This is a genomic window from Candidatus Dormiibacterota bacterium, from assembly GCA_035532035.1.
In the GTDB taxonomy this organism is placed as follows: domain Bacteria; phylum Vulcanimicrobiota; class Vulcanimicrobiia; order Vulcanimicrobiales; family Vulcanimicrobiaceae; genus Tyrphobacter.
This window is the reverse complement of the sequence record DATKRS010000016.1, coordinates 25,307-50,352: the sequence shown is the minus strand read 5'-3', so window position 1 is coordinate 50,352 and position 25,046 is coordinate 25,307. Positions and strand designations below refer to the sequence as shown.

The window sequence follows — 25,046 nt, the reverse complement described above, 5'->3', positions numbered from 1 at the left end:
GCGCGATGAGTGATACGCGAACGCGCATCGCGCTCGACGTCAACGGCGAGTCGCGCCAGCTCTTCGTCGAGCCGCGCGTCACGCTGCTCGATGCTTTACGCGAACATCTCGACCTAACCGGAACGAAGAAGGGCTGCGACCAGGGGACGTGCGGTGCGTGCACGGTGCTGCTGAACGGACGGCGCGTACTGTCCTGCCTGAGCCTTGCCGTCATGCATGCCGGAGACTCCGTTACGACGATCGAGGGCGTGGCGCGAGGCGAATCGTTGCATCCGGTGCAGGCGGCGTTCTTGGAGCACGACGCGTTTCAGTGCGGTTACTGCACGCCGGGGCAGATCCTTTCGGCAATCGCCCTGCTGCAAGAGGGCCACGCGCTCGACGATGCCGCGATCCGTGAGCAGATGAGCGGCAACCTCTGCCGTTGCGGGGCATACGTGAACATCGTGGCTGCGGTGCGCGCCGCCGCAGAGCGAACCGCGTGAATCTTCCGCTCGTCGGCGCTCCGGCCGATCGCGCCGACGGCCGCGTGAAAGTGACCGGGGCCGCGCGCTACACTGCCGACCTTACTCCGAAGGACGCGGCGTATGCGGCCATGGTGACGAGCCGAATAGCGAAAGGACGGATCGCGGTCGTCGACGCAGCACGAGCGCGCCGCCTCCCGGGCGTTCTCGCCGTTCTCAGCTACGAGAACGCGCCGCGCGTTCGCGCGCAAGGCGATGACAATGCATTCGCGCTCTCGCTCCTCCAGGACGATCGCGTTCGCTACGATCGCGAGCCGATTGCGCTCGTCGTCGGCGAGACGCTCGACTGCGCGCTCCACGCCGCCTCACTCGTGCAGGTCGCATATGAGGCCGAGGCTCCGGTGACGAGCATCGAACGTTCTGCTGACCGCTACGCGCCCGAGGAGATCTTCGGCGACCCTGCGGCCGTGACGCGTGGGGATCCGGAGGCTGCGCTTTGCGCCGCGGCAATACAGGTACGCCACGTCTATTCGACGCCGGTCGAGCACCATAACCCCATGGAAACGCACGCGACGATTGCGAGCTGGAAGGGAGACCGGCTGACGGTGCATGACGCCACGCAGGGCATTACCAACGTGCGCAAGCGTCTTGCAGCAGTCTTCGAGATTCCCGTCGAGAACGTACGCGTCGTCTCGGCGTTCTTGGGCGGAGGCTTCGGATGCAAAGGCGGCGTCTGGTCGCACGTCGCGCTCGCGGCGATGGCGGCACGAGTCGTCGGCCGTCCCGTCAAGCTCGTGCTGACGCGACCCCAGATGTTCGGTTCGGTCGGCTATCGCCCGCGAACGATTCAAACGATCGCGCTCGGCGCCGATGGCGACGGGAGGCTTAACGCTATTACGCACGACGTGCTTTCCCAGACGTCGGTCTTCGACGAGTTCGTCGAATCGAGCGCGCTCGTGACGAAGATGCTCTACGCGGTGCCGAACGTGCGAACGACGCACACGCTCGCCCGCGTGAACGCCGCCACGCCGACCTACATGCGCGCTCCCGGCGAGGCGACGGGAAGCTTTGCGCTCGAATCGGCGATGGACGAGCTCGCCTATGCAACCGGCATCGATCCCATCGAACTGCGGCTGCGCAACTACGCTGAAACCGATCCCGCCGAGGGCAAGGAGTTCAGCAGCAAGCACTTGCGCGAATGCTACGCGCTCGGGGCCGAGAAGATCGGATGGATCGAGCGCGATGCGCGGCCGCGTTCGATGCAGCGCGGCCGGCTGCTCCTTGGAATGGGCATGGCGACGGCGACCTATCCCGCCAATCGCGTCTCGGCCTCGGCGGTCGTGCGCATGGAAGCCGACGGAAGCGTCGTCGTGCGCAGCGGGACGCAGGATCTCGGCACCGGCAGCTACACGGTGTACGCGCAGCTCGCGGCGACGCTCTTGGACGTCCCGCTCGAGCGCGTGCGGATGGAGCTCGGCGACACCGATCTGCCGCCCGCGCCGCTTTCGGCCGGGTCGTGGACCGCGGCGAGCGTCGGCTCGGCGGTCTATGAGGCCGCGTCGGTACTGCGCGACCGCCTTCGCAGCGGCGAGAAGACGCCGCTCGAAGCCCGCGCCGATGCCAGAGCCTCTTGGGAAGGGAAGTACTCGACGCACGCGTTCGGCGCGCAGTTCGCGCGCGTCGAGGTCGATCCCGATCTCGGAGAAGTACGCGTGCGTGCGATGATCGGCGTCTTCGCTGCAGGCCGCATCCTGAATCGTAAGACGACGCGCAGCCAGTATCTTGGCGGGATGGTCTTCGGAATCGGGATGGCGCTGCACGAAGAGACGCGCTTCGACGCGAGCACGGGGCGGATCGCGAACGCGAGCCTAGCCGAGTATCTCGTACCGGCGAACGCGGACATCGGCTCGATGGACGCGATCATCGTCGAAGAGGAAGACCGGCACGTCAATCCGATCGGCGTGAAAGGCGTCGGGGAGCTCGGCGCGACCGGCTCCGCGGCGGCGATCTCCAACGCCGTCTACCACGCGACGGGAGTTCGAGTGCGCGATTTGCCGATCACCCCCGAGAAGCTGCTGCTGCCGTACGCTACGGCAGGGTCATCGTCGCATCGATGATCGGAGCGACGCGCCCGCCGACGTCGATGCCGTCGCTCCCGCGCTCGCCGCGAACGAGGACCTGCAGCAAGCTGCGCCTTCCCATCTTCGTGCCTTGCTCGCTGACGAACGCCGTTCCGTCGGCCGTTGCGCACAAACCGTGCGCTATCATGTATGCTGCGAGCGGACCTGTCGCGCTTCCCGTCGCCGGGTCCTCGACGACGCCGAGCTCCGGCGCAAACATGCGCGAGTACGCGCCGGCCCGCGTGGGCGTGAAGACGAAGACGCCGATCGATTCGCCGATCTCGTCTTCGAGCGCGACGAGCGACGCCGGATCGACGCTCGCTCGGTCGACCGTATCGCGATCGCTCACCGCGACGTAGAGCATCGGGTTCCCAGCGCTATACACCTGCGGCGGCACGTCCGGGAGCAGGTCCCACTCGCGTAGATCGAGCGTGCGCGCGCACGCGGCGCGATCGCACTCGCCGACGCGCTCGATCGGCGGCGTGGAGAGCCATAGGAGCTCGGTCTCGACGCGCACGGAGATCGGTCCGGCGCCCTCTTCGATGGCAAAGGAGCGCGCCGTGCGCGCGACGATGCCGTGATCGCGGGCGACGTACGCCGAGCCGATCGTCGGGTGGCCCGCAAAACGCAGCTCGCGCGCCGGCGTGAAGATCCGCACGCGCAGCGCGCAGTCCTTGCGGGTAGGCGGTAGGAGAAATGCCGTCTCGGAGAGATTGAGCTCGCGCGCGATGCGCTGCATGAGGGCCGCGTCGAGATCGTGCCCCTCATAAAAGACCGCGAGCGGATTTCCTTCGAGTGGAGTGTCGGTGAAGACATCGACGACGCGGTACCGAAGCGTGCGAGGCATGCAGTCGAGGACGTTGACGGCCGCAGCGTCGGCTCCCTCTCCCGCCGCACGGCGCGCCCTCTGGGCGGCGGGACTCGGATGGGGCCTCGACGGCTTCGATTTCTATCTCTACGTCTACGCGCTGCCGGGCATCATGACCGCGTTCTCACTGACGAAGGCCGCGGGTGGATTGCTCGCGACGCAGATGCTCGTCGCGAGCGCGGCCGGCGGCATCGTGATGGGCGTCCTTGCCGATCGCATCGGTCGCAAGCGCGCGCTCGTGATATCGATCGCGTGGTATGCGGTCTTCACCGCGCTGTGCGCAGCGGCGCAGAACTACACGCAGCTCGCGGCCTTACGCACGCTCGAAGGTTTTGGATTCGGCGGCGAATGGGCCGTTGGCGCCGTGCTCGCCGCCGAGTGGAGCGCTCCATCGCGTCGCGGCCGCAGCTTGGGCTTCATGCAGAGCGCGTGGGCGCTTGGATGGCTCGCAGCCAACGTCGCCTTTCAAGCCGTGGCCCTCGCCGTGCCGGCGGCGTACGGCTGGCGTGCGCTCTTCGTTCTGGGAATACTTCCGGCGTTTGCCGTGCTCTATGTGCGGCGAGCGGTGGCGGACCCGCCCGCGTATCGCGTCGTGCGGCCGCCATTGCATGTCACCATAACCGGAATGTTCTCGCGGCGCCTCGCGCGCACGACGCTCCTCGCAACGCTGCTCGCAGCCGGGGCGCAGAGCGGCTACTACGCGCTCTTCACGTGGATGCCGTCCTACCTTTCCATACAGCGAAAGCTTCCTTCGCTTGCGACCGGCAGCTACGTCTATGCGCTCATCGCCGGGTCGCTCGCCGGCTATGTCACCGCGGGCTTCATCAACGATGCAATCGGCCGTCGCGCGACGTTCGTGCTCTTCTCGGTGTGCTCCGCGCTGATGGTTCCGTTCTACCTGGCCGTCGTAACCGCAAACTGGGAGCTCGTACCCGCGGGCTTCGCGCTCGGGTACTTTGCCTCGGGAATCTTCAGCGGCTTCGGACCGTTCCTGAGCGAGCTCTTTCCGAGCGACGTCCGCGCGGCGGCGCAGGGCTTTTGCTACAATGCCGGCCGCGGCGTCGCGGGCGCAGCGCCATATCTCGTGGGGGTGCTGGCGGAACGCGTTCCCGTTGCGACGGCGATGATCGAGACGGCAGTGGCCGCGTATCTCGTCGCCGTGGCAGCCGTTCTCGCCCTGCCCGAAACGAAGGGCCGAGCCCTCGAAGCGCCAACCCCTTCGCCCTCATGTCCCTGACGCGCCGGGAGCTCTTGAAGACCGGTGCCGCGGGCGTCGCTCTGTTGACGCTCGCGGATTGTGCGCGCCGTACCGGAGCGATCGACGAAGCACAGCGCAACGTCGTTCTCAAGATTGCCGGCGTCATGCTCGACGGCGCGATTCCGGCAAGCGATCCGCAGCGCGCACGCGCCTTGGCGGAAGCTGCAAGCGGATTCGCAATCGCGGTCGGCGGTCTGCCGCCGCACGTGCAAGCAGAGGTGCAGCAGCTCTTCTCGCTCTTGACCTTTGCGCCGACGCGACGCTTGATCGCGGGGCTTCCGCCGTGGAACGACGCGACGCCGGCGCAGATCGCCGGCTTTCTCACGCGCTGGCGATTCAGCGGGTTCCAACTGCTGCGCAGCGGCTACGACGCGCTGCACCAGCTCGTCATGGCGGGGTGGTACGGCAACGACGACGCCTGGGCGCGCATCGGGTACCCGGGTCCGCCGAAGGTCGTGCGATGAGCGCGAACCCCTTTGCGAGCGCGGCGGCGCGTGGCTGGCACATCGTGGACGCGTCGCGGCTCGATCGCGATCTCACTCTGGAAGCCGACGTCGCGATCGTCGGTACCGGAGCCGGCGGCGCAACGGCGGCGGACGTTCTCAGCGCGCAGGGCCTGCGCGTCGTCATGCTCGAGGAAGGCCCGCTGCGTACGTCGCGGGACTTCCACATGCTCGAGCGCGAGGCGTACCCGCAGCTCTATCAAGAGTCCGCCGGCCGCCGAACGAAAGACAAGGGCATCACGATCCTTCAAGGCCGTAGCGTCGGGGGCTCGACGACCGTGAACTGGACGGCGAGCTTCAGAACCCCGGCGACGACGCTTGCGTATTGGCGCAGCGCGTACGGCTTGCAGCAGTATACGCCCGAGACCCTCGCGCCATGGTTCGCCCGCATGGAGCAGCGTCTCTCGATCGCTCCGTGGGCGTTGCCGCCGAACGAAAACAACGCCGTTCTCCGTCGCGGTGCCGCAGCCGTCGGGGTCGCCACGGGTGTCGTCCCGCGCAACGTAAAGGCGTGTCGTAACCTCGGATACTGCGGCCTGGGCTGCCCGGTCGATGCGAAGCAGTCGATGCTCGTCACCACGATACCCGCTGCGCTCGAGCGCGGAGCGACGCTGATCTCTCGCGTACGCGCCGATCGGTTCGCGCATGCCGGAGGCGTCGTCACGATGCTCGAATGCAGCGCGCTCGACGCGAGCGGCCTTCGTCCAGGAGCCCATCGGGTTCGCGTGACGGCGCACACGTTCGTTTGCGCCGCGGGTGCGATCGGCTCGCCGGCGCTGCTCCTGCGTAGCGGCGTGCCCGACCCCAACCGCGTGCTCGGCAAGCGCACTTTCCTGCATCCGACGCTCGTTTCGGCAGCCGACATGCCCGAGACGGTCGACGCCTTCGCCGGCGCGCCGCAGTCGGTGTACAGTGATCACTATCTGCAGATGCCGCTGGACGGGCCGATCGGCTTCAAGCTCGAGGTGCCGCCGGTCCATCCGGTATTGATGGCGACCACGCTGCCGGGCTTCGGCACCGTGCATGCCGGCATGACGGCGCAGATGCGCCACACGCAGGTCCAGATCGCGCTCTTACGCGATGGCTTTCATCCCGAAAGTCCCGGCGGAAGCGTCTCCCTGCGCGGGGACGGCAGCCCCGTGCTCGACTACCCGATCACGGCATACCTTTGGGAGGGCGCGCGCCGCGCGCTGCACGCCATGGCAGAGATCCAGTTCGCCGCAGGCGCGCGCACCGTTTTCCCGCTGCACGAATCGGCACGTCAATACGGATCGTTGCGCGAGGCGCGCGACGCGATCGACGCGCTCCCGATGGAGATTCTGCGCACGCGCGTCGTGAGCGCCCACGTCATGGGCGGCTGCGGCATGAGCGGCGATCCCGCGGCGGGCGTCGTCGATCCGTTCGGCCGGCACCACCAGATGAGCAATCTCTACGTCTTCGACGGCAGCGTCTTTCCGACGAGCCTCGGTACGAATCCGCAGCTTTCCATCTACGGCATCACGGCGCGCAATGCGAGCCGGCTTGCCGATCTCCTCAATGCCGGCTGCTGAACGCGCAGCGGCGGTCAGAAGAACATGGTCTGCAGCGCGCCGACCTCGCGAAAGCCGATGCCGCGATAGAGCGCGATTGCCGGCGCGTTGAAGTCGTTGACGTACAGCGAGAGCGAGGGAACCATGCAGAGCAACGTGCGGCAGATCGCTCCGAGCGCGGCGGTCGCGATGCCGCGTCGGCGAAATCGCGGCGGCGTCCAGATTCCTTGAAGCTGCGCGGTCTGCGGGCTCCATGCGCCGACGTTGCAGAAGAAGCAGAGCCCCTCGCGGCATTCGCCGACCCACCACAGGCCGAGGCGAATCATATGCCTGATTCCCGCGCCGAACTGCGGCATCTCGAGTCGCGCGTCCGCCTCGATCTCGCCGGAGATCATCGCTGCCGAGTTCTCGGCTATGACGGCCCATTCGCTTTCGCGCGCGCGCCGTATGGAGACTGCGCCGTTCGCGCCGCGCAGCGACTGCGCGTCGACGGCCATCACGGGTTGGCGCTCGCGCACGAGTCGCGCGGGTGCGTGCCGGCTGCGAATGAGCTGCCAATACGCGTTCACGGTCCGCTGCGGTCCAACGACGGCATTCTCGTTCAATCCGGCCGCAGCCTCGGCGAGTGCCGGCAGCGCGGCGTCTTCGCCTGCAAGAACCACATGACGCCCGAAGAAGCCGACGCCGCAGACGCGGTCGTCTCCGTCCCAGACGATGCGAACGTCGCGCTGCAGCGGCCCGCCCTCGAGCGCGATGTAGGTGAGAAAGACGTTTTCGTACGGCGAGCGGTCGAGATAGGCCACGGCTTGCGAAACGGTTGCGGCCGAGAGCCGTTGCGCGCAGGTCACCACGTGCGGCTCCTCACTCTCCAAGCGTGACGTCGAGAACGAGCGCGCTCGTCGGCGCCTTGCTTCCGGAGTCAGGCTCGACGCTGACCGCGACCACGCTCGTATGCGTTGCGTCGGCTTGGTCGAGCGCGACCACCGTAATGCCGTGAGGATCGGGGATGAATCTCACGGAGGGCGTCATCGCGCGCGCGCCTCGCTGCTGCGTCCACGCCTGATAGACTCTCCCGTGCGGCGGCATGGGAAGGTTGCGCAGCAGGAGGTAGAGGCGATCGTTGCTCGCGACGATCTGCCCGTTCGCGGATCCGTATCGCTGCGCTTGCGGACTCTCCAGGTCGGCAAGCGCGGTGCGCTCGACGGCAAGCGTTCGCGCGAGCATCGTCGAGCGCTGACTGGATCGCTCGATCTGCGCTTGCACCTGGCGGAGTTGCGAGGTGAGCGAGAGATTGTTCAACGTCGACACGATTGCCAGCGCAAAACACACAGCCGCCACGAGGTACGCCGGCCACACCGGTCGCCGCGCGTAGGGAGGCAGGGAAGGCTTCACGATGACGCAGCTTCGCGCCGGCTCGCGCGGGCCCCCGGGGCGGCGGAAGGTTCCCGAGCAACCGCTCGTCGTAGCCAGAGGGATGGACGATACGCTACGCGTGCTGCGGTCTCGAATTGCCGCGCTCCCCGGTTACGCAAGCAGCGACGACCGGCGGCACACCGACGAACTCGTGCGAGCGTATGCCGGTGAGGCTTTGACGGCCATGCAACAGCGCATCGCGCTCTCCGAAGCCGCGCGGTCGCAACTCGACGCGCTGATCTTGAGAACGCAGTTTGCAAATCAAGCGGCATTTCACGGTTTTGAGGGCGAGCCCAAAGACGATGCGGCGGTCGCACGGGTGACGCGCGCCGATGCGGCTCTCGTCGAACTCGCCGACCGCACGGCGAGCATCGAGCCGGCGGAGGCGGAGGCGTTGCTGAACCAGGTGCAAAGCGCGCTCGACGAACGAGATCGCGCGATGCTCGAGGGCGCACGAGCTCCGGCGCCGTGATCGGCGCGCTTCTCTTCGGCTCGTTTGCCGTCGCGCTCCACCTGCTTCCACGCCCATCGTCGGTATCCGTCGTGCCGTCGTGCAGCGCACCGCCCCCGCACGCCATCGCGGCGAGCTTCGACGCCGGGGCGCGCCGCGAGATCGACGAGCGCTGGAGCGCACTCGGCGCAGGCACGCTTCATGTTGCGCGCGAGCCCGACATCGTGGTTCGCCACGACGCGGCTCTGCCTGCGCAAGCGTATCGTCTGTGGGTCGGCCGCAGCGGTGCGATCATCTGGAGCTCCGGAAGCGACGGCGCGTTTTATGCGGCGATGACGCTCGCGCAGTTGCCCGAGCGTGCCGCTCGCGGTTGGCGCGTGCCGTGCGTGCGGATCGATGATCGCCCGGCGTTACGCTGGCGCGTGCTCTCGGACGACGTCTCGCGGGGGCCTCTGCCGACGATGCGCTACTTCGAGGAACGCATTCGCACGATCGCCGCCTTCAAGATGAACGGCTACTCGCCGTACATGGAGCACGTTTTCGTCTCTCCAACGGATCCGCTGCCGGCGCCGCTCGACGGCATTACCCCCGCGCAGCTACGCGCGCTCGCGCGCTACGCTCGCATCTTTCACGTGGCGCTGATCCCCGAGCAGCAGACCTTCGCGCACATGCACAACACTCTGAAGATCGAACGGTACGCCGGTGCGGCGGAGTTTCCGCACGGCTTCTTGCTCTCTCCGGCGTCGGCTCGAGCGTCGGCGTATCTCGCACGCATCATCCGCCAGGAGCTTGCTGCCGTTCCCCATCCGCCGTTCTTTCACATCGGCTCCGACGAAACCGCGACGCTCGGCCAAGGCACGACGGCGGCGTTCGTCGCGACGCACGGCGGCCGGTCACGAGTTTATGCGGATCACGTCAACGCGATGGCGAGGCTCATCGCGCCCTCGGGAGCGCGCGTCATGCTCTGGGACGACGGCATCGAGAACGATCCGTCGATCATGCGCATGATCGAGCGCAAGGCGGTCATCGTAAACTGGCATTATGATGCCGAGCCCTCGTTCGAAAAGTACATCCGCCTGATCGCGAGCGGTGGCTTCGCACAGATGGTGGCTCCGGGGGCGAGCAACTGGAACGAGATCTATCCGGACATCGCGACGGCGATCGCGAACGAGCGCCGTTTTATCGACGAGGGGAAAGCCGCGCACGTGCTCGGCCTCTTCCAGACCGTTTGGCACGATGACGGCGAGACGCTCTACGAAGCGACGTGGTATCCCGTGCTGTACGCGGCGAGCGCCGCGTGGGAGCGGCGCGACAGTGATCCTGCCCGGTTCCGGCGCGATTTTCCCGCAGCGTTCTTCGGCATCGACGACCCACGATACGGCGACGACGTCGCCGAGCTCGGCGACGCGCTCACGCGCTTGAACGCGGCGCATGCGGGCCCGAGCGACGCGCTCTTCTGGGGCGACCCGTTCGACCGATTTCTCCAGGATCGTTTGTCGCACGTCGATCTGCGCGCCGTGCGTCTCGAGGTCGAGCGGGCCGAGACGCACCTGCTCCTGCATCGGCCTCCATTGCACGCAAACGCCGCTGCGGTGATGTTTCTGGCGGCTCGGCGGTACGACGTTCTCGCCCGCGAGTACCAGATCGGCCGCGAGGTTCGAGACGACTACGCCTCGCCATCGTTTCGCAGCCTGCTCTGGAGCACGTATTGGATGTGGGAGCTACGCGACGACTTCGAAGAGCTGGCGCCGCTTTACGAGCGAGCGTGGCGCTACGAGAGCAGACCATCGCACCTCGCGAGCAATCTCGAGCGCTATCACCTTGCAGCCGGGCGCGCGATCGAGCGAGCCGACGCGCTCGCGCGCGTGACGCGTGAGAATTTTCTCCAGCACCAGCCGCTCCCGCCGCTGGACGACGTCATCGCACTGCCTCGCGGCGGAACGCAACCCTGAGCGCGGCGCTCGTTCTCGTCGTCTTTGCGGTTTTTGCCGCACTGATGTACGCGCGCAAAATGCCGGCGATCGTCGCCGTGCCGCTCATGGCAATCGCGATGGCCGTCAGCGCGGGAGTTCCGGCGGCTGCGCTCGGCGGCATCGTCGTTGACGGCGCAAGCGCGCTCTCGAAAGCCTACGTCGCCGTCATCTTCGGCGCCTTGCTCGGTCGCGTCACGCTCGACACCGGGATCGCGCGAGCGCTCGTCAACCTCGCCGCCGAGTACGGAGGGGAGAGTCCCTTCGCCTTCGCACTCGTCCTATGCGCGGTCGTGGCCGTACTCTTCACGTCGCTGAACGGGCTCGGTGCCATTATCATGGTCGGTTCGATCGTGCTGCCGATCATGATGACGACCGGCGTACCGCGTGCGACGGCTGCGACGCTTTTCCTGATGGCGTTTGCACTCGGCTTCATCTTCAACATCGCAAACTGGACGTTCTACACGACGTTCTTCGGCGTTACCGAGCAGCAGCTCGTCACCTACGCGTTGGTGCTTGCCGCGATCGATGCGTTGGCGCTGATCGGGTACGCGATCGTCGCGTTCGCCCGGGAACGCGCCTATGCGGGGTGGGCGACGCGCTCTGCCGACCCACAACAAGGCTCGCGAGCCGAAAAGGATCGCGGCGTTCCGTGGTGGTCGCTGGTGACGCCGATGCTGCCGATCGTGCTATATTACGTGCTGCACGTCGACGCCACGCCGGCATTCGCGATCTCGGCACTGTACGGCGTTCTCGTGACGCGACCGCGCGCAGCGGTTTCGACGCTCGTCGCCGCGGCAATTCGCGGGGTCGAAGACGTCGCACCGGCGGTCGTTCTCTTCATGGGCATCGGCATGCTGCTCGTGGCGACGAAGGAACCGCAGTTTGCAGCAGCTCTCCACCCCTTGGTTGCGAGCGACTGGATCCGCAATCCGATCGCCTACGTCGCCGTCTTCGGGCTGCTGAGCCCCCTCGTGCTGTACCGCGGACCGCTCAACCCGTTCGGGGTAGGAATTGCGATCTTCACCGTGCTCTTGGCGTCGCACGCGGTGCCGCCCCTCGTTCTCGTCGCTGCCGTCATGGCCGTCGTCCAGGTGCAGAACGTGTGCGACCCGACGAACACGCAGAACGTTTGGGTCGCGAACTTCACCGGCGTGCCGATCATGACGATCACGAAGCGAACGTTGCCGGTACAGGTCGCGGTCGCCGTAGCGGCGACGATCGCCGTCGTCGTGGCGACGCAGCCGCTGCTGGGCGTTCGCGTCTTTTCCTCGCTCGTGCCGCCCGTGCTCGCGCAGAGCGCATTTCCCGGAATGGAGGCACCGCGCAGCGCCGCATATCGCGTCGCGGTTGGTGACGACGCAACGCCGCCCGGACGCGCCGCGGCCGATGCGGTCGTGTCCATGCTACGCGCCGATGCGGCATTACGCCCTTTTCGCTTCACGGGCGATCCGAATGCCGGTGACTGCGTGCGCAAACCGTACGCCGCCTACGTTCGCACCGAGACGAGCAGGTTTGCGCTGATCGAAGGCACCGACCTCGACGTCGGTCTGGTGCTTGAGGACTGCGGCGGGTGGATCGTCGGAGAGTGGCACGATCACGAGATCGTTGCGCAGCCGAGCGACGCCGAGGCCCGTCTCCTGGCGCGGCAAGGCGCACAACGGCTCCTCGCGTGGGCGGCCCGCGCCTCCGCGCGCTCGACGAACCTTTTCGCTCGCGGCGTGGCGTTCGCGCCGGGCGATCCAGCGACGTATTTCTACAGCCTCTTCAAGAGCGACGACGGCAACATGCGCGCATACGTGCGTGCGGGCGGCCCTGCGTACGCTGCCGGCTTGCGTACCGGTGACGTGATCGAGAAGCTCGACGGTGAGGCGTGGTGGGAGTACGGAACCTACCAAACACAGTTACGGGCATACGACGGCAAACCGCACAGCTTCGAGATCGTTCGCAACGGCGCGACGCTGGAAGTGCAGCTCGGGACGCCTTTTACCGGGTTTTCCGCCGATGCAGTCCAGTAAACCGCCGCGAAAACTTCGCGTCGGAGTGGACGTCGGTGGAACCTTTACCGACGTCGTAGCGATCGACGCTGGGACGCGCGGACTCGTTGCGAGCGTCAAGGTTCCGACGACGCACCACGCAGCCGAGGGCGTTGCCGCAGGAATCGTCGCGGGCATCGAGCGGCTGCTGGAACGCGCCCAGATCGCGTCGGGCGACGTGGCATTCATCGCGCACTCCACGACGCAGGCGACGAACGCCCTGCTCGAAGGCGACGTCGCTCGCGTCGGCATCGTCGGCTTGCTCGACCGGCTCAACGTGGTTGCGCGCGCGCAGATGCAGATTCCACCGTTCGATCTGACGCCGGGCGTGCGTTTCGCGCCGGGGATCGCCTTTGCTCGCGCGGGCGACGACGCCTCGGCGCGCGCTGCGGTCGACGCGCTCGTCGCACAAGGCGTCGAGGCGATCGCCGTGACGCGGGCCTTCGGCGTCGATCGCCCTGACGCCGAAGAGCGCGCCGCTGAGTACGCGCGAACGCGGGGTACCTTCGCGACGAGCGGTCACGACGTCAGCTCGACGTACGGTCTTCGAGCGCGCACGCGTACGGCGGCGCTCAATGCGGCGATTCTTCCGCGCATGGTGGAGACGGCGCGCACGACGGCGCAGGCCGTGTGCAAAGCCGACATTCGCGCGCCGCTGATGGTCATGCGTAGCGACGGCGGGGTGATGGACGTGCGCGAGATCGAACGGCGGCCCATTCACACGCTGCTCTCGGGCCCGGCCGCCGGCGTGGCGGGAGCGCTGCTCTACGAGCAGGTGAGCGACGGCATCTTCATCGAGGTCGGGGGAACGAGCGCCGACTGCTCGGCCATACGCGCCGGGCGCCCGCAGATGCGTGCCGCGCGCATCGGTGGCAGGCGCATGATGCTTCGAACGCTCGACGTGCGCACGATTGGCGTTGCCGGCGGCAGCATGCTGCGCGTCGACGCGCACGGTATCACCGACGTCGGACCTCGTTCCGCGCACATCGCAGAGTGTGCGTACGCAAGCTTCGTATCGCCGCAGCGACTCGAGGGAGCGCGGGTATCGCGGCTCGCGCCGACGCCGGGCGATCCACCCGATTACGTAGTGCTCGTTGCAAACGACGGCGGGCGAATCGCGCTGACGCCGACATGCGCCGCCAACGTGCTCGGGTACGTTCCCGAGCACGCGTTCGCACGCGGGAACGCCGAGGCGGCTCGGCTCGGCTTCGCGTTGCTCGCTCGCGAGCTTGGAAGTAGCGCGGACGCGCTCGCGCGCAGAACGCTGGAGATCGCCGGGCGCAAGCTGCGCGCGTGCGTCGAAGCGCTTGTGCTCGACTACGGGCTCGACCCCGCCATCGTCGTGCTCGTCGGCGGCGGAGGAGGCGCGGCGGCACTCGTGCCGTTCGTCGCCGAGCAGATGAAGCTGCCGCATCGCATCGCGAAGGACGCCGAGGTCCTGTCGCCGATCGGCGTGGCGTTGGCGCTCGTGCGCGACTCGGTGGAACGTACGATCGTGGAGCCCACACCTGAAGAGATCGCGCAGCTTCGCCGCGAGGCGAGCGATCGCGTCATTGCAGCCGGAGCGGCGCCGGATCGCGTGGAGGTGAGCGTCGAGATCGACGCGCAGCGCAATCGCGTTCGCGCAACTGCCTCCGGAGCGACGGCGCTCGTCGAGGGGGTTGCGCTCGAAGCGGTAAGTGAGAACGACGTGCGCGCGGCGGCCGCCGCGTCGTTGCGCGCGCGGGCCGACACGCTCGCGCGGGTCGAGCTCACGCCCGCGCTGACCGGGTACGGCAGCGGACGCGACCTTCGCGTGCTCGACGAGCGCGGCGTCATTCGTCTCTCGTTGCGCGGCGCGCGTCTCACGCGTACCCGTTGCAGCGATCTCGAAACGGAGCTGCGCTCGTCAATCGAGGATGCTACGAGCTTCGGCGACGTCGGTCGCGCGCTTCCGGAGCTCTACCTCCTGCACGGCGCGCGCATTGCCGATTTCAGCGGCCTTGCGAGCGCCGATCAGGCGATCGCGCTCGCACGTGAAGAGGTCACCGGTCGTAAAGCCGATGACCTCGTCGCGATTCTCGCCGTGCCGCGTGCCGCCTAGTACTAGTTTACGGGCGGTTGCCGGACTGCGAGCCCTTGCGCTTCGGAGAGTGCGACCGTGCTCTTGTGCCGGCCGTACACAAAGTAGAAGAGAAGCCCTGCGATAAGCCAGATGAGGAACCACAACCAGACGATTGGGAAGAATCCCCACGCTACCGGGTTACCGACCTTGAGGTAATAGATCAGGCCGAGCGCAGTCACCGCGGAAAGAACCGGGATCAGATAGGGCCCGAACGGGAGCGTGAACGCGCCCTTCAGATCGGGGTGTCGCCTGCGCAGAACCGGGACCGCGAGCGAAACGAGGATGAACGCGGAGAGCGTGCCCATGTTCGTGAGCGAACCCACGATGTTGATTGGGGTGAAGGCTGCGATCGCCGCGATGCAGATGCCGAAGAAAACCGTCGAGAAGATCGGTGTGCGCCATGTTGGATGAATGCGCGTGAACGATGGCGGAATCAAACCGTCGCGGGACATCGCGTAAAAAATTCGACTCTGACCGAACATCATGACGAGCAATACCGTCGTGAGACCGGCGATCGCCCCGAGCGAGATGATGACGCCCGCCCAGCCGAGGCCGACGTAGTTCATCGCAAAGGCGACCGGGAAGGCGACGTTGAGTTTATAGAACGGCACCATACCGTTGAGGATCGCGACGACGATGATATAGAGAATCGTGCAAATCGCGAGGCTCACGATGATGCCGAAGGGCAGGTCTTTGCCGGGATTCTTCGCCTCCTCGGCGGTCGTCGAAACGGCGTCGAATCCGATGTACGCGAAGAAGATGAATGCCGCGCCGCCGAGCATCCCAGTCCAGCCGAACGGGAAATACCCCCCCATGCCTGCTAGCCCACCGGGTGGCAGATGATAGTTCGCGGGGTTGATGTGCCCGACTCCGATCACGATGAAGAAGAGCACGATGGCCACTTTGACCGCCACGATGATGGCGTTCACCGTGCCGGATTCGCGCGTGCCCTTCGCGAGCAGCGCGGTGATGACGAGGATGATTGCCGCCGCGGGAAGATTCGCATATCCGGAAACGCCGGCCTGACCCGCAAGCCCCCAATGTGGGCCGTTCGCCCACAGCGGCGAAATCGGGATTCCCCACTGGTGCATGATGTTCGCGAAGTAGCCCGACCACCCAATACTGACCGTGGCCGCGCCGAGCGCATATTCGAGTACGAGATCCCAACCGATGATCCACGCGAGAAACTCACCGAGCGTCGCGTACGTGTAGGTGTACGCGCTGCCCGAGATCGGAATCTTGCTGGAGACCTCGGCGTAGCAGAGTGCCGCGAGCGCGCTGACGACGCCGGCCACGACGAACGAGAACGTGATCGACGGACCGGCCCGCGTGGCCGAGGCTACGCCCGTGAGAACGAAGATGCCGGTGCCGATGATCGCGCCGATCCCCATCGCGGTCAGGGCCCAGGGCCCGAGCGAACGCTTGAGGCCGTGTTCCGAGTCGCTGCCTTCGGCTAAGATCCGCTCCAGCGGTTTCACGCGTCCGCGCATGATGAAGAGGACGATGAATACGAAGCCAACGGCGACGAGACCGTACAGAATCCCGAGGTAGAGTGACGACATACCGCCAGGCTATGCCTCCGGCGGCCGATTCCCTCTGTAAAAGGGCCTCGCACGTTGCGCTCGGCCTGGCGCTACGCTGCGCTTCGGCCGCTTCGCCACCTCAACTGCGCTGCGCGCCCCGCTGAATTGGCCTCGCACGTTGCGCCAGAGATAGGACTTCGGTCCGGCGATGGATCTCAGGCCGAGTGGACGCCCACGAACAAATCTCTGCCGGCGAGTACCTGCGTACCGTGGTGCAGCTCGAAGCCCGCGCGTAGGAACGCCGCCCGGTACTGCTCGTCGCTCAGCAAGAGAAGACGGTGCGTCTCCTCGAAGCTGCGAATTCCGTCTCTGTGGCCCACCATGTAATGAAAGTTGAGGATTGCGACGAAATCGTCGCGGCGCGCGACGTGCATGCGCGCGATCTTCATATCGGGAAGATCGGCAAAGCGAGCGCTGACGTGCCCGTCCTCCCACTCGTCCGGCCGCAGCCACGGTTCGACGATGGCGATCCCTCCCGGCGTGAGATGACGCGCGAAGTTCGCAATCGCTTGTTCGAAGCGTTGCATCGTGGGCAGGTAGGCGATCGATCCGAAGAGGCAGACGATGACGTCGAAGCGCGTGCCGAGATTGAAGCCGATCATGTCGGCGAGATGGAACGATACGTCCGGGGAACGCTCCGCGGCCAACGCGAGCATGCCGCGGTCGATGTCCAGCCCTTCGCACTCGAAGCGCTCCCGCAGAGACTCCAGATGACGCCCCGTCCCGCACGCCACGTCGAGGAGCCTGCGTCCCGCAGAGCGCTTGTAGCGCTCGACGAGCTCGCAGATCACGGCGCTCTCGCGCGCGTAGTCCTTTCCCGCGGCCGTGAGGAGCGCGTCGTAGTATTGCGCCGACCTGGAAAACGTGATCATCGCTTTCGCATCATTCGGGCGCCGCGACGGGAATGGCCTGCCAAGCAACCCGGCGAATCGCGGTGATAATGCGCGAGGTCGACGTGCTCGTCGTGGGCGGCGGAAACGCCGGCTGTGCGGCGGCAATCGCAGCTGCTCGCCACGGAGCGAAGACCCTGCTCGCCGAGCGGTACGGGTTCCTCGGCGGCACGGCAACCGCGGCGATGGTCGGCCCATGGATGACCTTCCACTCGGGCGCGGAGCGTGTCGTCGGGGGGATAGCGCAAGAGATCGTGTCGCGCTTGATCGCGCTCGGCGCCTCGCCCGGACACATCCCGGATAGCTCGGATTACGTTCCGACGATCACGCCCTTCGATCCCGAAGTTCACAAGGCACTCCTCTTCGAGATGACCACGGAAGCGCGCGTGCGTCTTCTCCTGCACGCGTGGTTCACGAGCGCGTTGGTCGAGAGCGACACCGTCGTGGGAGCGGTCTTCGATACGGTCGGCGGAAAGCGCGTCTACCGCGCGCGCGTCGTCATCGACGCCACGGCCGATGCCTACGTCGCAGCGTCTGCAGGCGTGCCGACGCAAAAGGGTGACGAACGCGGGCGGGTGCAGCCGGCGTCGCTGATGTTTCGGATGAGCCACGTCGATCTCGCGAAAACCGCGGCGTATCTTCGAACGCATCCTGATCAAATGCGCACGTCGCTCAAGGCGCACGAACGCACTGCCTCGACGGTGACGGCGGTCGCAGGGCTCCACGATCTCTGGGCGCGCGCACAGAAGGACGGCCTGGTCGACGTACCGCGTGAGCTCGTGTCGTTCTTCGTCTCGCCGTATCCCGACGAAGTTACCGTCAACATGACGCGCGTCCTCGAGATCGATCCGCTCGACCCGGACGATTTGACGCGTGCGGAGGTCGAAGCGCGCCGGCAGGTCATGCAGCTCGCCGCCTTCTTTCGCGCGCGGGTTCCAGGCTTCGAGAACGCACGCATCGCCGCTACCGGAACGCAGATCGGCATACGCGAGTCGCGCCGCATCGTCGGGCGCTATACGCTGACGCGCGACGACGTGCTGCAGGCACGTCACTTCGACGATGCGGTCGCGCGGAGTGCGTATCCCATCGACATTCACAATCCTTCGGGGCGTGGCACGACGACGCAGCATCTGGCACCGGGAACGAGTTACGGGATTCCCTATCGATGTCTCGTGCCGGTCGGCTGTGAAGGCCTGCTGGTTGCGGGACGCTGCATCTCGACGACGCACGAGGCGCTCGCGTCGACGCGGCTTACGCCGACCGTCATGACGCTCGGTCAGGCTGCCGGCACGGCGGCGGCGCTCGCATGCGAGCGCGACGTCGCACCGAGTGCGATCGACACGCTCGAGCTGCGCGCGCAACTCGAGCGGGACGGCGTGGTTCTGTGACCGTCGTGCGGGCGGCACGCCGCCACTATGGATTGCGCATCGAGATCGTGGATCTCGGAGCGTGGGCGGAGCGCGGGCTCAATGCAGAGTACGACGGGCGCGGTCCGACGATCCGCGTCAACGCTCGGCGCATGGACGCCCTGCACGGTTCGGCGCGGCGGCGGTTTTTCGTTAGAGCCGTGGCGCACGAGCTCTATCACCATCTCGAGGCGATCGGCGCCGTCGCGCGCATGCGGCCGCGCGCCGAACGCGAGTGCGCCGCCGATGCCTTCGCTCGCGCGCTCGTCCCGTGAAATATGTCGCGGGAATCGACGGAGGTCAGACCGGGACGCAGGCAGCGGTCGCGGACGAACGCGGGCGCGTGCTCGGCTACGGAGATGCGGGCCCGGCCGACGAGATCGGCGCAGGCCCCGAGTCGACACGGATGCGGGACGCTCTAGCAAAGGCCGTGGAAGCGGCGCGCCATGCGGCAGGGGTGTCTGCGGAAGCTCGTTTCGAGGCGATCGTCGCCGGCGTGAGTGGCTTTGAAGGGCGCGTCTATGGCGTTTCGCCGTCGCTTCCCACCGCCTCGTTCTCGCTCGTCCACGATCCGTTCATCGCGCACGCCGGTGCGTTCGCCGGGGGCTCGGGCGTCGTCGTCATCGCCGGAACGGGGTCCGTCGGCTACGTCGTCGACGACGACGGCTGCACGGAGCTGTTCGGAGGGTTGGGATACGTTTTCGGAGACGAGGGAAGCGCGTTCTGGATCGCGAGGACGGCGATTGCCTCGGCGATGTCGGAGAACGCCGGCTGCGTCGTCGAGTCGGAAGCGAAGCGATACTTCGGCGTCGCGTCACTCCGAGAGCTCCTGGCGGCTTTCTACCACGGATCCATCGATCGGGACCGGCTTGCGTCCTTCGCGCAAGTCGTGCTTGAGCTGTCGTCCGCGGGCGAGGGTGAGGCCGTCCGAGATGCCTGCGTGCGCGACACCGTCTCCGGCGCGCAGGCGCACTTGGCCGCTCTCGCGGCGCGCTCGCTCGACCGGCGCCGGCACTGGCGTTCGCCCCCGCGCGCGGCCTTCGCCGGCGGTCTGCTGCGCGATCGTGCGTTCCGCGACGGTCTCTACGACAGGTTGCGTACGGTCGCGCCGGGAGTCGAGATCATCGAGCCGGCGTATCCGCCGGTGCTTGGTGCCGTGTTGCTGGCTTTTCGTGAAGCCGGCATGCCGTGTAAGGAGCTGACGTGAGCCAGTCGCCTCCGCTCGGGTCAAGCGTCCTCGCGCGCTTGCGCGGCAAGCTGATCGTATCGGTGCAGTTTCCCCGAGGGTCGCCGCTCGCGCGCCCAGAGAACGTCGCCGCAATGGCAGCCGCGGCCGTGGAGGCGGGCGCGGCGGGCGTGCGCATCGAGTCCGCGGCGCACCTGCAGGCAGTTCGCGCGCGCGTCGACGTGCCGGTCATCGGCATCCTCAAGCGCGAGTACGACGGCTTTCTTCCATATATCACGCCGACGCTGGGGGACGTCCGGGAGGTTCTCGCAGCCGGAGCCGAGATCGTGGCCTTCGATGCGACTCGCCGGCCTCGACCGGACGGAAGCACAACCGCTGCCATCGTGGACCATATCCGTCGCGCGGGAGCGCTCGCCATGGCGGATTGCGCGCTCGGCGAAGACGGTCGCGACGCGCGCGACGCCGGAGCGGAGGTTCTCGCCACGACGCTGTGCGGCTATACGGAAACGACGCGCGGCGCAGCGCTTCCCGCACTGCAGCTCGTCGGCGAGCTTGCGACCTTTGACGCATTCACGGTCTGCGAAGGAGGCATTGCCGATCCCGAGAGTGCGTGCGCGGCACTGGAATCGGGCGCCGACGCCGTCGTGGTCGGAACTGCGATCGCGGGCACGGCACGCGATGCTGAAACGATCTTCGAACGCACGCGCGCGTTCGTTGCTGCGCTTCGCACCGCGCGCGAAGGGTCGGCGAGAGTCTGCGCGAAGCCGTTTTGGCGTGGAGACGAATAAGCCGGGGCGCGGCTTCTGGGTAACCACGGCGATTCTCGCCGTCATCTCGATCGCCGGAGCGCTCTACTTCTGGCTGATGCCCTCGGTGCAGCCGTGGCTGCCGCCGGAAGGCGGCCATCCGGGCGACCAAGTGGACTGGCTTTTCCGCTTCATGGCGTCGGCCGCCGCGGTGCTCTACACGTTCGTCGTGGGATACGTGATATATTTCGCGATCGCCTATCGCCGGCGGCGCGGCGATCCGCCCGACGCGCTCGGCGTGCACGTTCACGACAACACGAAGCTGGAGATCGCATGGACCGTCGTGCCGACGCTCTTCGTCATCGTGTTGTCGATCCTGAGTATCAAGATTTGGTACGTGCTCCAGGTTCAGCCGACGAATGGCTTGGTCGTCGAATCGATCGGGCGGCAGTGGTACTTCACGTTCCGCTACCCCAACGTCAACGGCGAAGTGACGGACGCGATGCACCTTCCGGTCAACATGCCGGTGACGCTCAACCTGACGTCGGACGACGTGATCCACTCGTTTTGGGTTCCCGACATGCGTCTCAAAGCCGACATGATTCCGGGCATGATCAACACGATCCGATTCACGCCGACCCGCGTGGGGCGGTACCAGATCATCTGCACGGAGTTCTGCGGAACCGGGCACTCGACGATGGAGAAGCAGACGATGGTCGTGCAGCCCATGCCTGCATACTTGGCGTGGTACCATGACTGGCAGCAGCGCAACGCGCACGTCAGCAACGCGCCGCCGACGGTGACGTCCGGTACGATCGCGCTCGCAGGCGGTAACGTGGCGGCCGGTCGCGCGCTCTTCTCGCAGAAATGCAGCGCCTGCCACGCGCTGGGCCCGTTCGAACAGCGCATCGTGGGACCGGGTTTGAGGGGCGTTCTCCACGATGCGTCGCATCCGAACCTCGTCGACGGCGATGAGGCGACGCCGGCCGACGTCGCGAAGATCCTTCAGAACGGATTCACGGGCAGCATGGGGCACATGCCGAACCAGGCCCAAAACGGGCTGTCGAACAAAGACATCGCCAACCTCGTCGCGTATCTCAACACGTTGAAGTAAAACCGGAGCACTAAGGTATGTCCGTCATCGCAGAACACGGTGGAATCGCCGAACACATTCATCCCGAGCCGCAAGGTTTCGTGCGAAAGTACATCTTTTCGCTCGACCACAAGATCATCGGCATCCAGTACATCATCACGGCGTTCGTCTTCTTCGTGCTTGCGGGATGTCTCGCCGAGATCATCCGCATCCAGTTGATGCACGCAAACGGCGGCTTCGTGACGGCCAACACGTACGACGAGGTCTACTCGATTCACGGCTCCGCGATGGTGTGGCTCGTGATCATCCCTATGCTGACGGGCGGCTTCGGCAACTTCGTGATGCCGCTACAGTTAGGCGCGCGCGACGTCGCGTTTCCCTGGCTGAACATGATCAGCTTCTGGATCTTCCCGATCTCCGGCTTGATGCTGTTCTCGTCGTTCTTGATGGGCGCGCCGGTCGCGGGTTGGACCGAGTATCCGCCGATGTCGCTGCAGGGAGGGGCGGGAACCTCGATGTGGTGCGCGGCGATCTTTCTCGTCGGCGTCAGCTCCACGCTCACCGGCATCAACTTCCTCGTCACCATGCTCAAAATGCGCGCGCCTGGAATGACTTTCACGCGCATGCCGCTCTTCTGCTGGGGGCAGTTCGCCACCGCACCGCTGCTGATGATCGCGACGACGGCGCTCGCAGCCGCGCTCGCGGCGCTCTTCATGGAGCGTCAGTTCGGCGTCCCCTTCTACGATCCGACGAAGGGCGGATCGCCGGTTCTCTGGCAGCACATGTTCTGGTTCTACTCGCACCCTGCCGTCTACATCATGATCCTCCCGGCGTTCGGCATTATGTCGGAAGTGATCTCGGTCTTCTCGCGCAAGCCGATCTTCGGCTACCGGTTGATCGCGTTCTCGTCGGCGGCAATTGCGCTCGCCGGGTTCATGGTCTGGGCGCACCACATGTTCACGTCGGGCATCGCGCCGTACATGCAGCTACCGTTCATGGTGCTCACCTTCGTCATCGCGGTGCCGACCGGCGTAAAGATATTCTCGTGGCTCGCGACGATGTGGGGCGGGAAAATTCACCTGACGACCTCGATGCTCTTCGCACTCGGATTCCTCGTGCTCTTCACCTTCGGCGGCATCAGTGGCGTCTTCTTGGCGGCCATTCCTTTCGATCTGCACGTGCACGGGACGTACTTCATCCCGGCGCATCTGCACTTCGTGCTCGTTGGAGGAAGCCTCATGGGCATCTTCTCCGGCATGTACTACTGGTTCCCGAAGATGACCGGCCGTTACTTGAGCGAGTTTTGGGGCCGCATGCACTTCGCGCTCTTCGTGATCGGCTTCTTGGGAACGTTCCTGCCGATGCACTGGCTCGGCGCGGAGGGTATGCCGCGCCGCGTCGCATCGTACGACCCGCAGTTTCAAGGCGTGAACCAACTCGAGTCGCTCTTCTCGTTCATCATGACCGCGGCGATCCTGATCTTCTTCGTCAACATGCTCTACAGCATACGTAACGGGAAGAGAGCCGGACACAACCCGTGGGGCGCGCGCACGCTCGAGTGGCAGATCCCGTCACCGCCGCCGTACTACAACTTCAAACATATCCCAAGCGTCTTCGGCCTGCCCTACGATTTCACGGAGCCGTTGCCGTACACGCATCTCGAGGACGAGCTGACGGACGAGCCGGTCACAGTAGGAGCACATTGATGGCTGCGCAACGTCGTGCGCCGGCAGCAATGCGCTGGAGGAACAGCTAGCAGATGGCTGTCGTTTCGATTCCGGGCGGCGGCGAGGTCGACCAGCTCTACGCGGAAACGCGGGAGCTGCGGCTGCAGGGATTTCTCCTCTTTCTCGTCAGCGACGTCGTCCTGTTCTCGTCGTTCATCTTCGCCTATCTGTACTTGCGCAACAGCGGTCAAGGATGGCCGCCACCGGGGATCACGCGGCCGTCGATTTCGCTCGCCGCGGTGAACTCCGCCATTCTGTTCGGTTCGGGTGCGACGATGCACTACGCGCTCGAGAACTTCAAGCGTGGCAACTTCCTGCGCTACTCGTCGTTGATGCTGTGGACGATCCTGCTCGGCATCCTGTTCTTGTGCGGCCAAGGCATCGAGTACACGACGCTGTACGTCCAGGATCACGTCTCGTGGGCCGGAAGCGGGATCTTCGGCGCGTCGTTCTTCACGTTGACGGGAATGCACGGCTTCCACGTCTTCTGCGGCGTCTGCTATCTCATCGTGTTGCTGCTGCAGTCCGTTCACGGCGTCTACGACAAGAACAAGTACTTCGGCCTCACCGCCGGAACGCTGTACTGGCATTTCGTCGACGTGATTTGGGTCGTACTCTTTTCGATCTTCTACCTGATATAGGAGCCGGCGAATGCATCTCGTTCAGATAGAGCATGTCCTGGCCGTCGCCGGCGGGGTCGTCGTGTTCGTCGTAGCCTCGATCGCGTTGCGTAACGATTGGAAGACGCCCGGCTTGGACAATCAGGTCTTCAAGCTGATGCTCGGGCTGTTGGCTCTCGGCGGCGTCCTGGCGGCGCTCACCGGCCTCGGCGTAATCGGAAAGGCGTGAGGCTGAGATGAGCGACGAGAACATCCACGACGAGTTCGCACTCATCGCAGACGAATACGAGTTCCACCCGGATTTCGGACGCGTGCCGCAGAGTAAGGGTGTGCCGCGTAGCCTCATCATTGCAGTCGGGGTCGGGCTTATCATGATCTTCTCGATCGCCGCGGGAGTCATCTTACTCTCGGGCTACGGCCACATGTGGCCGTCGGTTACGACGCTGCGCGAACCCCTAAAGTAGTCCTGAGCGCACGCTGTGCAGCCGAAGGATGATCGTCAGTGGCGTGGCGCGATGCCGATGGCGAGCAGCGGCAGATCGCCGTCCGGCAGCAAGCCCGTCGCCCGCCCGTCGATCGTATGGATTCCGGCGAATGTCGAAAACTCGACCATCGCCGCCAACGTGCGCGCAGGATAGGTTTTCTTGCCGAGCGCGCGCCATTCGCAGGCCACGCTCTGGTCTTCGAAGAGCGCGGCGACGTAGCCGCATTCCCCTGGAGCGGAATCCTCATCGGGAGGGCGGTAGCGAACGTATCCGTCGACGATGTAGATGGGCTTGTGCGTCTGCGCGTACGCGACGACCGGCGCCACGAGCACCGCGACGAGATACCCGAGAAAAGCGAAGGCGCCGAGCGCGAAGACCGGCGCGACGACGATGAGCGACGCATCGCTGCGTACGTGATGCGCGCGCCAGACGATTCCCCACGTAAAGAGCGCAAAGAAGACGAAGCCGAGCAACGGCTCCACGGCGATCGCGAGGCGGCCCATGAGCCCGCACCAAACGATGCGCCGCTCGCGCGGCGTCCACGGACGATGCACGAGCAATCGCGCGCGAGGGTCGAGGCTCCCTAGGATCGTCATC

The 25,046-nt window shown here is 66.0% G+C and carries 24 protein-coding genes; 18 read left to right on the top strand and 6 right to left on the bottom strand.

Features of this window, described 5'->3' with window-relative positions; all coding sequences use genetic code 11:
* Window positions 1-5 precede the first annotated feature (5 nt).
* Window positions 6-482 (top strand): (2Fe-2S)-binding protein, encoded by a 477-nt coding sequence (locus tag VMV82_05485; GenBank protein ID HUY41002.1) that lies wholly within the window; start codon window positions 6-8, stop codon window positions 480-482.
* Window positions 479-2,578, top strand: coding sequence for a xanthine dehydrogenase family protein molybdopterin-binding subunit (locus VMV82_05480; GenBank protein ID HUY41001.1), 2,100 nt, complete (start codon window positions 479-481; stop codon window positions 2,576-2,578). Before VMV82_05485 ends, VMV82_05480 begins: the two co-directional genes overlap by 4 nt.
* Here VMV82_05480 and VMV82_05475 read toward each other — a convergent pair.
* Complete coding sequence (locus tag VMV82_05475) at window positions 2,550-3,428, bottom strand: PhzF family phenazine biosynthesis protein (protein HUY41000.1); 879 nt, start codon at window positions 3,426-3,428, stop codon at window positions 2,550-2,552. The two genes, VMV82_05480 and VMV82_05475, sit on opposite strands and share 29 nt — an antisense overlap.
* On the opposite strand from VMV82_05475, the gene VMV82_05470 reads away from it, so the two are divergent.
* Genes VMV82_05470 through VMV82_05460 form a run of 3 tightly spaced genes read left to right on the top strand, consistent with a single transcriptional unit; the run spans window position 3,427 to window position 6,760 of the window.
* A complete protein-coding gene (locus VMV82_05470) occupies window positions 3,427-4,686 on the top strand; it encodes an MFS transporter (protein HUY40999.1) in 1,260 nt (419 codons plus the stop codon). The genes VMV82_05475 and VMV82_05470 overlap by 2 nt on opposite strands.
* Window positions 4,677-5,171, top strand: coding sequence for a hypothetical protein (locus VMV82_05465; GenBank protein HUY40998.1), 495 nt, complete (start codon window positions 4,677-4,679; stop codon window positions 5,169-5,171). The genes VMV82_05470 and VMV82_05465 overlap by 10 nt, the downstream gene beginning before the upstream one ends.
* Complete coding sequence (locus tag VMV82_05460; protein HUY40997.1) at window positions 5,168-6,760, top strand: GMC family oxidoreductase; 1,593 nt, start codon at window positions 5,168-5,170, stop codon at window positions 6,758-6,760. The genes VMV82_05465 and VMV82_05460 overlap by 4 nt, the downstream gene beginning before the upstream one ends.
* Window positions 6,761-6,774: 14 nt before the next feature.
* On the opposite strand, the gene VMV82_05455 is transcribed toward VMV82_05460, so the two are convergent.
* Together VMV82_05455 and VMV82_05450 are read right to left on the bottom strand one after the other, a co-directional pair.
* Complete coding sequence (locus VMV82_05455) at window positions 6,775-7,611, bottom strand: GNAT family N-acetyltransferase (protein HUY40996.1); 837 nt, start codon at window positions 7,609-7,611, stop codon at window positions 6,775-6,777.
* Complete coding sequence (locus VMV82_05450; protein ID HUY40995.1) at window positions 7,601-8,131, bottom strand: anti-sigma factor; 531 nt, start codon at window positions 8,129-8,131, stop codon at window positions 7,601-7,603. Before VMV82_05450 ends, VMV82_05455 begins: the two co-directional genes overlap by 11 nt.
* Before the next feature lies 1 nt (window position 8,132).
* Between VMV82_05450 and VMV82_05445 the strand changes: the two genes are divergently transcribed.
* From VMV82_05445 to VMV82_05430, 4 genes are read left to right on the top strand one after another with little or no spacing between them, the layout of a single operon-like run.
* Window positions 8,133-8,624, top strand: coding sequence for a hypothetical protein (locus VMV82_05445; protein HUY40994.1), 492 nt, complete (start codon window positions 8,133-8,135; stop codon window positions 8,622-8,624).
* Window positions 8,621-10,555, top strand: coding sequence for a glycoside hydrolase family 20 zincin-like fold domain-containing protein (locus VMV82_05440; protein HUY40993.1), 1,935 nt, complete (start codon window positions 8,621-8,623; stop codon window positions 10,553-10,555). The genes VMV82_05445 and VMV82_05440 overlap by 4 nt, the downstream gene beginning before the upstream one ends.
* Window positions 10,556-10,599: 44 nt before the next feature.
* On the top strand, window positions 10,600-12,591 hold the full coding sequence (locus VMV82_05435; GenBank protein ID HUY40992.1) for a hypothetical protein: 1,992 nt from the start codon (window positions 10,600-10,602) through the stop codon (window positions 12,589-12,591).
* 25 nt (window positions 12,592-12,616) lie between these two features.
* Entirely contained in the window at window positions 12,617-14,692 is a 2,076-nt protein-coding gene (locus VMV82_05430) for a hydantoinase/oxoprolinase family protein (protein ID HUY40991.1), read from the top strand.
* Window positions 14,693-14,694: 2 nt separating this feature from the next.
* Here VMV82_05430 and VMV82_05425 read toward each other — a convergent pair whose 3' ends face one another.
* Window positions 14,695-16,275, bottom strand: coding sequence for an amino acid permease (locus VMV82_05425; protein HUY40990.1), 1,581 nt, complete (start codon window positions 16,273-16,275; stop codon window positions 14,695-14,697).
* 176 nt (window positions 16,276-16,451) lie between these two features.
* A complete protein-coding gene (locus VMV82_05420; protein HUY40989.1) occupies window positions 16,452-17,168 on the bottom strand; it encodes a class I SAM-dependent methyltransferase in 717 nt (238 codons plus the stop codon).
* 68 nt (window positions 17,169-17,236) lie between these two features.
* On the opposite strand from VMV82_05420, the gene VMV82_05415 reads away from it, so the two are divergent.
* The 9 genes from VMV82_05415 to VMV82_05375 are packed head-to-tail and all read left to right on the top strand — an operon-like array spanning window position 17,237 to window position 24,428.
* A complete protein-coding gene (locus VMV82_05415) occupies window positions 17,237-18,574 on the top strand; it encodes an FAD-dependent oxidoreductase (GenBank protein HUY40988.1) in 1,338 nt (445 codons plus the stop codon).
* Entirely contained in the window at window positions 18,571-18,867 is a 297-nt protein-coding gene (locus VMV82_05410; GenBank protein HUY40987.1) for a hypothetical protein, read from the top strand. The genes VMV82_05415 and VMV82_05410 overlap by 4 nt, the downstream gene beginning before the upstream one ends.
* Window positions 18,864-19,799 (top strand): BadF/BadG/BcrA/BcrD ATPase family protein, encoded by a 936-nt coding sequence (locus tag VMV82_05405; GenBank protein HUY40986.1) that lies wholly within the window; start codon window positions 18,864-18,866, stop codon window positions 19,797-19,799. The genes VMV82_05410 and VMV82_05405 overlap by 4 nt, the downstream gene beginning before the upstream one ends.
* Complete coding sequence (locus tag VMV82_05400) at window positions 19,796-20,566, top strand: putative N-acetylmannosamine-6-phosphate 2-epimerase (protein ID HUY40985.1); 771 nt, start codon at window positions 19,796-19,798, stop codon at window positions 20,564-20,566. The genes VMV82_05405 and VMV82_05400 overlap by 4 nt, the downstream gene beginning before the upstream one ends.
* Window positions 20,553-21,638: a cytochrome c oxidase subunit II gene (coxB, locus tag VMV82_05395; protein HUY40984.1), complete on the top strand. Its 1,086-nt coding sequence runs from the start codon at window positions 20,553-20,555 to the stop codon at window positions 21,636-21,638. Before VMV82_05400 ends, coxB begins: the two co-directional genes overlap by 14 nt.
* A gap of 17 nt (window positions 21,639-21,655) precedes the next feature.
* Complete coding sequence (locus tag VMV82_05390) at window positions 21,656-23,323, top strand: cbb3-type cytochrome c oxidase subunit I (GenBank protein ID HUY40983.1); 1,668 nt, start codon at window positions 21,656-21,658, stop codon at window positions 23,321-23,323.
* A gap of 53 nt (window positions 23,324-23,376) precedes the next feature.
* Window positions 23,377-23,985 (top strand): heme-copper oxidase subunit III, encoded by a 609-nt coding sequence (locus VMV82_05385; GenBank protein HUY40982.1) that lies wholly within the window; start codon window positions 23,377-23,379, stop codon window positions 23,983-23,985.
* Between the two features lie 10 nt (window positions 23,986-23,995).
* Window positions 23,996-24,193 (top strand): hypothetical protein, encoded by a 198-nt coding sequence (locus tag VMV82_05380; GenBank protein ID HUY40981.1) that lies wholly within the window; start codon window positions 23,996-23,998, stop codon window positions 24,191-24,193.
* Window positions 24,194-24,200: 7 nt separating this feature from the next.
* Window positions 24,201-24,428: a hypothetical protein gene (locus tag VMV82_05375; GenBank protein HUY40980.1), complete on the top strand. Its 228-nt coding sequence runs from the start codon at window positions 24,201-24,203 to the stop codon at window positions 24,426-24,428.
* Window positions 24,429-24,463: 35 nt separating this feature from the next.
* Here the strand turns inward: VMV82_05375 and VMV82_05370 are convergent, their stop codons facing one another.
* Complete coding sequence (locus VMV82_05370; protein HUY40979.1) at window positions 24,464-25,045, bottom strand: hypothetical protein; 582 nt, start codon at window positions 25,043-25,045, stop codon at window positions 24,464-24,466.
* Window position 25,046 lies beyond the last annotated feature (1 nt).

Coding starts and splice junctions, on each gene's coding strand:
- VMV82_05485 (HUY41002.1), top strand. CDS start 6: ATGAGTGATACGCGAACGCGCATCGCGCTCGACGTCAACGGCGAGTCG.
- VMV82_05470 (HUY40999.1), top strand. CDS start 3,427: ATGCAGTCGAGGACGTTGACGGCCGCAGCGTCGGCTCCCTCTCCCGCC.
- VMV82_05475 (HUY41000.1), bottom strand. CDS start 3,428: ATGCCTCGCACGCTTCGGTACCGCGTCGTCGATGTCTTCACCGACACT.
- VMV82_05465 (HUY40998.1), top strand. CDS start 4,677: ATGTCCCTGACGCGCCGGGAGCTCTTGAAGACCGGTGCCGCGGGCGTC.
- VMV82_05460 (HUY40997.1), top strand. CDS start 5,168: ATGAGCGCGAACCCCTTTGCGAGCGCGGCGGCGCGTGGCTGGCACATC.
- VMV82_05445 (HUY40994.1), top strand. CDS start 8,133: ATGACGCAGCTTCGCGCCGGCTCGCGCGGGCCCCCGGGGCGGCGGAAG.
- VMV82_05435 (HUY40992.1), top strand. CDS start 10,600: ATGTACGCGCGCAAAATGCCGGCGATCGTCGCCGTGCCGCTCATGGCA.
- VMV82_05425 (HUY40990.1), bottom strand. CDS start 16,275: ATGTCGTCACTCTACCTCGGGATTCTGTACGGTCTCGTCGCCGTTGGC.
- VMV82_05420 (HUY40989.1), bottom strand. CDS start 17,168: ATGATCACGTTTTCCAGGTCGGCGCAATACTACGACGCGCTCCTCACG.
- VMV82_05415 (HUY40988.1), top strand. CDS start 17,237: ATGCGCGAGGTCGACGTGCTCGTCGTGGGCGGCGGAAACGCCGGCTGT.
- VMV82_05390 (HUY40983.1), top strand. CDS start 21,656: ATGTCCGTCATCGCAGAACACGGTGGAATCGCCGAACACATTCATCCC.
- VMV82_05385 (HUY40982.1), top strand. CDS start 23,377: ATGGCTGTCGTTTCGATTCCGGGCGGCGGCGAGGTCGACCAGCTCTAC.
- VMV82_05380 (HUY40981.1), top strand. CDS start 23,996: ATGCATCTCGTTCAGATAGAGCATGTCCTGGCCGTCGCCGGCGGGGTC.
- VMV82_05375 (HUY40980.1), top strand. CDS start 24,201: ATGAGCGACGAGAACATCCACGACGAGTTCGCACTCATCGCAGACGAA.
- VMV82_05370 (HUY40979.1), bottom strand. CDS start 25,045: ATGACGATCCTAGGGAGCCTCGACCCTCGCGCGCGATTGCTCGTGCAT.